Origin of the sequence: Polaromonas sp. (assembly GCF_013817205.1) — a bacterium.
In the GTDB taxonomy this organism is placed as follows: domain Bacteria; phylum Pseudomonadota; class Gammaproteobacteria; order Burkholderiales; family Burkholderiaceae_C; genus Polaromonas.
In genome coordinates this window covers 1-9,505 of sequence record NZ_JACDDD010000114.1, presented here as the reverse complement: position 1 = coordinate 9,505, position 9,505 = coordinate 1, and the positions used below count along the sequence as shown (strand labels likewise).

5 protein-coding genes are annotated in these 9,505 nt (G+C 65.2%); 3 read left to right on the top strand and 2 right to left on the bottom strand.

The genetic code is table 11. From position 1 onward, the window contains the following. Positions 1 to 64 precede the first annotated feature (64 nt). A complete protein-coding gene (locus H0W47_RS17665) occupies positions 65 to 1,036 on the top strand; it encodes an IS1595 family transposase (protein WP_296926773.1) in 972 nt (323 codons plus the stop codon). On the opposite strand, the gene H0W47_RS17660 is transcribed toward H0W47_RS17665, so the two are convergent. After that, positions 1,019 to 1,315 carry a hypothetical protein gene (locus H0W47_RS17660; protein WP_296926771.1) on the bottom strand — a complete coding sequence of 99 codons (297 nt, stop codon included), beginning with the start codon at positions 1,313 to 1,315 and terminating at the stop codon, positions 1,019 to 1,021. The genes H0W47_RS17665 and H0W47_RS17660 overlap by 18 nt on opposite strands. Before the next feature lie 287 nt (positions 1,316 to 1,602). Here H0W47_RS17660 and H0W47_RS17655 point away from each other — a divergent pair, with 287 nt between their 5' ends. After that, positions 1,603 to 5,463 (top strand): DUF748 domain-containing protein, encoded by a 3,861-nt coding sequence (locus tag H0W47_RS17655; protein WP_296926769.1) that lies wholly within the window; start codon positions 1,603 to 1,605, stop codon positions 5,461 to 5,463. Positions 5,464 to 5,709: 246 nt separating this feature from the next. Beyond that, entirely contained in the window at positions 5,710 to 8,523 is a 2,814-nt protein-coding gene (locus H0W47_RS17650; protein ID WP_296926767.1) for a DUF349 domain-containing protein, read from the top strand. Positions 8,524 to 8,696: 173 nt separating this feature from the next. On the opposite strand, the gene H0W47_RS17645 is transcribed toward H0W47_RS17650, so the two are convergent. Next, the coding region (locus H0W47_RS17645) for an ankyrin repeat domain-containing protein (RefSeq protein ID WP_296926766.1) at positions 8,697 to 9,505 on the bottom strand (809 nt) is incomplete at its 5' end.

The following is a 9,505-nucleotide window of genomic DNA, read 5'->3' as shown; positions in this document are numbered from 1 at the left end:
AAATAAAAGAGGTATCCGCTTAGCTCCAGCGGATGCAGATATACTGGATAAATACCCAGTTATTATGCCAGTTCCCGCCCAAGACTACCCGCGCACCTGGAGCGAATTCCTTGATTGGTTTTCCTCCGAGGACGCCTGCCTGGCCTACCTGGAACGCCTGCGCTGGCCTCAAGGGTTTGTCTGTCCGAGCTGCAGCGCCATGTCGTTGCCATCGCGCGCAAGCCGAGGCCGGTTGCTGTGTAAGGACTGCGGGCACCAAAGCACCGTGACCGCGGGCACTATCTTTGATAAGACCCGCACGCCCTTGAAAGTCTGGCTGGCCGCCGCTTGGTACGTGACCAATCAGAAGCAAGGTGTCAGCGCTTTGGGCCTGCAACGGGTGCTCGGCTTGGGCAGCTACCAGACGGCCTGGACCATGCTGCACCGGTTTCGTCGGGCGATGGTGCGGCCCGCCCGTGAGCGCCTGAAGGGCGTGGTCGAAGTTGACGAGACCTACTTGGCCATCACGGACCGCAAGCAGCCTATTTCCCCAGTGAAACGCAAGAACAGCACGAGCAAAGTACTGATCGTCCTGGCGGTGGAAATACTGCAGCCCAAGGGGTTCGGGCGGATTCGCCTGCGCCGCATCGACAAGGACTCAGAGGAGTTCATCGTACCCTTCGTTCAGGCCTGTATCGAGACGGGCTCGACGCTCAAGACTGATGGCTCAGCGGCTTACCGATCACTGCCGGCGTTGGGCTATGAGCATCAGCGCAACGTCATGCTCGGCTCGCAGGTGCCGGCCCATGTCTCCATGGCTGGGGTGCACCGGGTGGCCTCGCTGATCAAGCGCTGGATTCTGGGCACCCATCACGGTTCGGTCCAGCCCGAACACCTGGATGCCTACCTGGATGAATTCGTCTTTCGCTTCAACCGCCGCACCTCCAGCTCGCGCGGAATGCTGTTCTACAGGCTGATGCAGCAGGCCGTGGTCACCGATCCGGTGACTTACGCCGACATCGTCCTGCCCGCCGAAGAATCACTGGAAATAGCCTAGTGGAGCTAAGCGGATACCCCTTATGTCTGGCCAGTAAAGTCCAAATGTGTCAAGGCTTTGCAGCGTTTTTGCAGAAAGCGCTGGAGCATTCACTGTCGCGCAAAAAACAGGCGCACCGCCCTGTTTGCCCGTCAGCCTGTAGGATAAATTCCCGTCGTGTTGCAGCGAGGTAAAGCTGCCAAGAAAACCGCAATCGCCTGCCATTTCTTGATTACAAATTTTGCCTTGCCCGCCGGGTGCGCGAGGTTTAACCTGCAGTTGCTTGAGTACCTCAAGCATCAGCCGGGTAACCAACCCCGGTCAACCTGAGAGCAATCACTTGCTTTCATCGCACTGGAGACGATCTTCTCTCCTTTGCGAAGCCAGACGGCATGGGCATCATGTCCGCCGTCAGCCCCGGTCAGTCCTGCTGACCGGGGTTTTTCATTTGTGCACGGCGCAGCGGCACAAAAAATCATTGACCTTTCTGCGCAGGCCCACAAAACTCGACGCCTATGACAAGCAAAGAGATGTGGGGACGCTGGTCCCTTTTCTGGCGTGGCTTTCCGGCAATGTCACTTTCGGTCATGCGATCCCCACGCTGGCAGCGGCGGGCCGCCTGGGCGGTCGGCGGGCTGTTGATGCTGTGGATGCTGGCTTGGGCGGCGGTGCCTGGTTTGTTGAAGTGGCAACTGGAGAAAACCGGCTCAGAGAAGCTGGGGCGCCAGCTCAAGGTGGGCAAGGTGGACTTTCAGCCCTGGTCGCTGGAGCTCACGCTGCATGACTTGTCGCTTGCAAAGGCCGGCGCTTCTCCCGCCGCAGCGCCCGGGCTTCCCCAGGGATCTCCCCAGCTCAGCATCAAGCGTATCTATATAGATGCAGAGTTGCAGTCCCTGCTGCGGCTGGCTCCCGTGCTGGATTCTGTCCAGGTCGAAGAGCCGGTGCTGGCGCTGACCCATTTGGGTGAAGGGCGCTATGACATCGACGACATCATTGAGCGGGTAAAACAGGCGCTTGACAAGCCTGATCGCCGGCCACTGCGTTTCGCGCTCTACAACCTGGTGCTCAGCGGCGGCCGTACCGACTTCAACGACCTGGCGGTTGGCACGATACACGCGCTGAGGGATCTGACGCTGTCCGTCCCCTTTCTGAGCAACCTGCGCTCGCAGCGCGACGTCAAAACGGCGCCGCAGCTGAGCTTCGCGCTCAATGGCAGCCGCTTCGACACGGCGGCCGAAGGCACGCCCTTTGCCCAGACCCGCAAGACCGACGCCACCTTCCGGCTCAAGGCGCTGGACCTGCGGCCTTTTCTCGGCTACCTGCCGGCCAGCCTGCCGCTGCGGCTACAAGGCGGGGTGCTCGATGCCGATATCAAGATAGGGTTTGAGCAGACGCCCGACACCGTGGTCAGGATTTCCGGCACCGTGACGGCCCACCAGGTCCGCCTGCTGGGCGCGGCGGGGGCGCCGGCGACCGCCCCGGAGTTGCTGGGCTTCGAGCGCCTGCATGTGGTGATGGACGATGTCCGGCCGCTGGCAAAGATGATCAGGCTGTCGTCGGTGGTGCTCACCTCGCCCGTGCTCAATATCACGCGTGATCGCAGCGGGCGGCTGAACCTGCTGCCGGCCAGCCCCCCGATCGCTACCAAAAACATAGCTGCTGACGCCCGTGTGGCGGGGGCTGGAGGTCAAATTGATGCCTCAACCCAGGCTGCATCGGCGCCCACGCCCACGCCCGCGCCCGCCGTCGGAAGCGCCGCCCGCCCGGTGCCGGCTCGCACCCCGTGGAAGGTGCAGGTGACCAGCCTTGCTGTTCGCGGCGGGCTGGTCAACTGGCTGGATCAAAGCCTGGCCTCGCCGGCGCAGATCCGCCTGAACGGTCTGGTGCTGGACGCATCGGCGATCAGTTATCCCTTTTCGGCGAGCGCGCCGCTGCAGTTCAAGGGTGCCATCGCCCTGGACGCGGCTGCGGTGGCTGCCGCTGCGCCGCCCGCAGCCGCCCGCAGGAAAGCGGTGCAAGCCGGGATCGCCGCCCCAGCCCCGTCAGCCACGCCCGCGCTGCTGAGCTTCGGCGGCAGCGCGACCGATACCGCTGCCGACGTCAAGGCGACGCTGGCGGCCTGGCCGCTGGACATGGCTGCCAAATACATCGGCCAGTTCCTGCTGCCGGCGCTGAACGGCCAGCTTGATGCGGAGCTCGGAATCCAGTGGCAGGCGGCCACCGGGGACAAGGCGCAGGTGCTGAACATCAGCGCGCCCCAGCTCGCCGTGCGCGACATCCTGCTGGCCGAAGGCCAAACCTCGCTGGTGTCGGTCAAGCGTGTCGATGTCAGCGACATGGCCATCAACGTGGCGGGGAGGTCGTTCAAGGCGGCCAGCATGCGTTTGACCCAGCCCAAAGCAAAGGTCGACCGTGATGCCAACAGGCGCTGGATGTACCAGCGCTGGATGGCAGCGGGTGCCGGGGCAGCGCCGCCGCCGGGGCCTGCGAGCGCGCCAGCCTGGGGCGTGGCCATTGCCGAGGTGTCGCTGGACGGCGGTGCGATGTCGTTTTCGGACCGTTCGACAGCCAGGCCGGTGGCGTTTGAGGTGAGTGGCGTCAAGGCGCAACTGCAGGGGCTGCTGCTTGACGAGCGGCCTGCTGCCAGGGCGGAGGCTGCGAAACCGATGCCGTTCAGTGCTTCGATGCAGCTGGCAACCGGGCGTTTCGAGCCCGGCAAGCTGGACTTCAAGGGCAGTCTGGGGTTGGCGCCACTGCAGGCCGAGGGCCAGTTGGCGTTGCAGCGCATGCCGGTACAGGCCTTCGAGCCCTATTTCGGTCAACAGCTCAATATCGACCTGCTGCGTGCCGATGCCAGTTTCGGCGGCCGCGTCGCCTGGCGCCAGACACCGGCGGGGCCGCAGGCGCAACTGGCCGGCGATGGGGCGCTGGAGGACTTCAGCTCCAACACATTGACGCCCAGCGAGGGGCTGCTGGCCTGGAAGGCATTGAACCTGCGCGGCCTGAAGGTGGCGCTGGAGCCGACAAAAGCCACACGGGTGGACGTGCGCGAAACCGTGCTGAGTGACTTCTTCGCGCGCGTGATCGTCACGCCGGAAGGCCGCATCAACCTGCAGGACCTGCTCAAGCCGCCGCAGGCAACGGCGACTGCTATTAAATCAGGAGCTGCTGACGCAAGACTGGCGGGGGCTGGAGGCCAAAATGATGCAAAAAATGGAAATGCTGCGGCATCGGGGAAATCGGCACCTGCCCCCATCATCAACGTCGGCCCGCTGACGCTGATCAATGGCCGGGTGCTGTTTTCCGACCGATTTGTCAGACCCAACTACACGGCCAACCTCAGCGAGCTTGGCGGCAAGCTCAGCGCGTTTTCGTCGGCGCCCACAGCCGGCGCCCCGGCCATGGCCAATCTGGAACTGCGAGGCCGCGCCGAAAGCACCGCCTCGCTGGAGATCACCGGCAAGCTCAACCCGCTGGCGAAACCGCTGGCGCTGGATATTCAGGGCAAGGTGCGCGACCTGGAGCTGCCACCCCTGTCGCCTTATGCCGTCAAATACTCGGGCTATGGCATCAGCCGCGGCAAGCTCAGTGTGGATGTCAGTTACCTGGTGCAGCCAGATGGCCAGCTCTCCGCCCGCAACAAGGTGGTATTGAACCAGCTCAGCTTCAGCGACAAGGTGGAAGGCTCGACAGCCAGCCTGCCAGTCAAGCTGGCAGCGGCGCTGCTGGCCGACCGCAACGGCGTGATTGACCTTGACCTGCCCATCAGTGGCTCGCTCAGTGACCCGCAGTTCAGCCTCGGCCCGGTCATCGTCAAGGTAATCCTCAACGTGATCGTCAAGGCCATCACCGCGCCCTTCAGCCTGCTGGCCGGTGCCTTTGGCGGTGGCGGGGAAGAATTGGCCAGTGTCGGCTTTGCACCTGGCAGCGCACGCCTCGCGCCCGAGGCAACGGCCAGCCTCGACAGGGTGGCCAAGGCCCTGACCGACCGCCCCACCTTGCAACTCACCGTGGTTGGCACCGCCAGCCTGGATGCCGAGCGCGAGGCCTACCGGCGGGAAGGCCTGGACCAGTTGCTGAGCGCCGAAAAGCGCCGCAGCCTGGTGGCGCAGGGCGGTGCGGTGTCGGCGACCCTCACGGTCAGTCCGGCCGAGTCCCCGGCGCTACTGAAGGAGGTTTACAAACGCGCCGACATCACCAAGCCACGCAATGTGATCGGTCTGGCCCGAGAGCTGCCGCCCGCCGAGATGGAAAAGCTGCTGTTGGCCGACATCGCAGTGACTGAGGACGCCATGCGCGAGCTCGCCCTCAGGCGCGCTGTGGTGGTCAAGGACTACCTCGCGAGCCGGGATCTGGCGCCTGCGCGGCTCCTCGTGGGTGCTGCCAAAACCCTGCAGCCGGATGCCAAATGGACACCGCGTGCAGAGCTTAATTTGGTGATGCCGTAAAAACAGCGAAAATACGGCTTGTGCTTTATTTTTAAAGCGCGGGCGTGTCCCGGCCTGAAGAGTCTTGTGAGAGCCTTTTCGAGTGCCAGGGTCCGTATGTTTCCCGCTCACTGAACCCTTCATTTACCCGTCCGGACCGCCATCGCTGGCCGCGATGCAGCGCCGGGGCCTCACTCGCCCCGGCCGCATTCAGCCGCAACTTGATTCCCCGGCCAGGCCTTTTTAATTTTTATGCTGCGTTTCCCCATGTCCAAACCTTCCAAGCCCGATACCTCCGCCGCGAAAACGGCTCCCACCAAACCGGGCGACAGCCATCCGCTGGACGGCATGACCGGCGGTGCATTTTCGGCGCCAACCTCCGGCGAGCGCACCGCGCGCATCCGCGAGTGGCTGGCCACCGGCCCCAGTGCCGAGCAGATGGCCGAGGTCTACAAGGATCTCGCCAACCGCGACAAGGGCGCAGCCAAGCCCCTGAAGGAAAAACTCGACGAAGCCAAACGCGCGAAGAACCAGGAAACGGTGGCTGCCGAGTGGGCAGAAAAGGGCCAGGCCCTGCTGGCGCTGAAGAAACTCAACCTCGCCGATGCCCTGGCCTGGCAGCGTGACGCTGCCAAAGCCGGTGCGCCGCTGTCGCGCGAACCACTGGCCGGACTCAAGGCCCAACTCGCCGACCGCGTCAAAACCATCGAAGACCTGCAGCACCGCACCCAGGTGCAGCGTGAAGCCGCCGTGCTGATTTCGCAACGCATTGAGGTGCTGTCGACCAAACCCTGGCGCGATGCGCAGGCCGCCTGGGAGGCGCTGCGAGCCGACGTCACGCACTGGCAGGGCCAGGCCGACGAGATTGCGCAGGATGCCAACTGGGCCAGCGTGGACGCGAAATTTCCGCCACTGCTCGACGCCTCGCGCGGCCAGTTGCTGGCCGTGTGGGAAGCCTTTCAGGGCGCGCTGTCGCTGGCCGTCACCGCCGCCGAAGACGCCGCCGCGCCGCTGCCGGCCGTGCCGGTCTGGGCCGACGAATTGCGCGCTGGCCGCGGCCAGCCGCGCGCAGGCGATGGCGCAACCGGCGAGCCCGCTGCGCGTGCCCCCAAGGCGAAAATCGATCCCGCCGTGCTCAAGGAGATGCGCGAAAAATCATCGGCCATCGTGCAGGCCGCACTCGCCAAACTCGAGCATGAAGTGACCGAAGGCCATGGCAAGTCCACACCCAAGGTCGCGGCCGAGTTGCGCCAGGCGCTCAAGGACAACATCCGCAATATCGACAGTGCACTGGAAGCGGCCGCTCATGCGGCGCTGACCTCGGCCGGCGAACTCGAAGGCTGGCAACGCTGGCGCGCCGACCAGATCCGCGAAGAACTCGTGGCCAAGGCCGAGGCGCTGGTTGCCAAACCTTTGGGTGGGCGCAAGCAGCAGGAAGCGCTACGCGCCATGCGCGAACTCTGGAAAACCAGCGACCAGGGCGGCACGCCCAACCACGCGTTGTGGAAACGTTTTGACGATGCCTGCAACGAAGCGCACAAGGTGGTTGAAGCCTGGCTCGAAAAAGTCAAGGAGCAGAGCGAAGCCGTCAAGGCCGAGCGCCGCCTGCTGATCGACGAGGTGCTGGCTTGGGCCGACGCCAACCAGGGCAACACCGACTGGAAACATCAGATCCGCAGCCTCAACGGTTTTGTCGAGAAGTGGACCGCCGCCGGCCACCTGAGCGAAAAAGCCTTTGCCGAGATCCAGCCGCAGTGGAAAGCCGCCATGGACAAAGCCGACGCTGCGCTGAAAGCCGCACGCACGGACAGCCTCGCGCGCCGCAAGGCCATGATCGAGGAAGCCCAGGTGCTGGGTGCCGAGCCGCAGCTGCGCATCGATGCCGTCAAGCAGCTGCAGCAGCGCTGGCAGCATGAGGCGCAAGGTGTGCCGATCGAGCGCAAGCAGGAGCAAAAGCTCTGGGACGCTTTCCGCAAGCCGATAGACGACGCCTTCCAGCGCAAGACCGCCGAACGCGAAAAAGCCGCATCGGCACTGGGCGAACACGACCGGATGGTGGTGGAGTTGTCCAAAGCACTGGATGCCGCCAACGCCAGCGGCGACGTGCAGAAGATCCGCACTGCGATGGCTGACCTGGAAGCTGGTTTGCGCGGCCAGTTCAAACCGGCCGCAGCCGCCGCTCCTGCTGCCAGCGCACCGGCTGCAGATGTTGCCGCAGCGCAAAATGATGAATCAGATCAGGCACCAGCCCCCGATGCGACTGCGCCAGCCGCTCCTGAAACCATAGCAGAGGGTTCTGAATCCGCTGAAACGGCAGCAGCATCTGCCGAGCCTGCAGCGGAAGAGGGCAACGAAGCACCGGCCGAGCCTGCGCCCGCTGCTGCGCCGCCAAAGCCCGCCAAGCCCGTGGTCGCCATGCGCGGCGACGACCGCCCCGGCGCGCGCAAGGCCGAGGCCGCGCCTGCAGGCCGCGGCGGCAAGTTCGGCGACCGCAAGGATGCACGTCCCGGTGGCGGCAAGCCAGATGGCCGCGGCAACCGCCCGGCCGACAACAAGTTCGAGCCTTACCGCCCCGAGCGTGAAGGCCGTTTCAACGACCGGCCGACCTATGAGGAGCGCGGCCCGCGCCTGGGCGACGCGGCCTTCCGCGCGCAGCGTGAGGCTTTCGAACATGCGCAGCAGGCTTTGCGCAAGCTGTCCGAGCAGGCGCATGGCGAAGTGCTGACGAATCTGCTGACTGCGTGGGAAAAACGCGACGCCGCGCTGTTGCCCGATGCGCCGGCCCTGGGCAAGCTGGTGACCCCGGCCACCCGCAGCGCGTGGACCAGGGCGCTGTCGTCCGCGCCCAAGGGCGATGCCGCAGAAACCTTGCTGCGCCTGGAAATCGCCGCCGAGCTGCCGACCCCGGCGGAACACCTGAGTGCGCGCCGCATGCTGCAGCTGGTGCTGCTGACCAAACGCAACGACCCGGCGCCGGCGCAGACCTGGGGCGAGGACGCCGCCAAAGTGCTGGCTGCGCCGCATGATGCGGCGCATGTGCGGCGGTTCCAGAATGTGTTGAAGGCGCTGATCAAGCGTTGAGTCGGGTTCCGTGTTCGGGCGGCAGTTTCACAGCCGGACGCCTGTCCGGGGGCTGTTCCGGGAGGGCCCGGCCACAGTGTCTGCGCTGCTCACATTGCTATTGATTCAATAGCTGTCCACGCCCATTCTGCAAGGGCTGAGGGCGTATTCGATTGATAGAGTTGGCAGTTCCTTCAGGATCCTGCCTCTATCATTCGCACCATGTCTTCCTGCCCCAGGCGCCGTGCATGCCCAAGCGCATCCTGGCCATCACGGTCCGTCAGCGCCGCATTCGCGCCAGCGGCCAGCAGGCGCTGGACCGTGGCCTTGTGGCCGTGGATGACCGCCAGCATCAGCGCCGTGCGGCCGGCTTCGTCGGGGGCATTTATTCGCGCACCAAGCCGCAACAGGCGCTCAAGCTCAGTCAGCCGCCCGGTGCGCGCAGCCTCATGCAGGGCAGTCGCCAGGGCTGGCGCGCTGCGTGCAGTCTCGGCGCCAGGTGCCTGTGTCATCAGGCTTTCCTGCCTGTTTTCCTGTTTGTTCTGCGGTGCCGGCATGCGCAGCGCAGGTGCCGCTGCGGGGCTGCTTGGCGGCAGGGCATTGGCGAATGATCTTTCACGGGCCTCGCCGCGCGCCGCTTCGGCCCGAGGCTCAGGCAAAGGTGCAGGCGCAGGTGCAGGTGCAGGTGCAGGTGCAGGTGCAGGTGCAGGAGCCTGCGCCTGCGTCGGGACCGCATGGTCGGTGGCAGCAGGCGGCGCAGCGGTCTGCGGCCTGGCCGGCAGGACAGGGGGGCGCTGCGCTTGGGTCGGTGATCTGGCCGCGGTGTCTGCTGCGGGCGCGGCAGCACGCGGGGCGGGGGGGACTGGCGCCGGCAAGACGTCTGGCAGTTTGCTGCTCTGCCCGTCAGCGCCGGCTACACCAGCCTCAACGGGTGAGGGTGGCGGCTCTGCCGCCGGCAGAGGTGCAGGCATCGGCGTTGACGAAGGAGCGGGCCGCCCGAGCG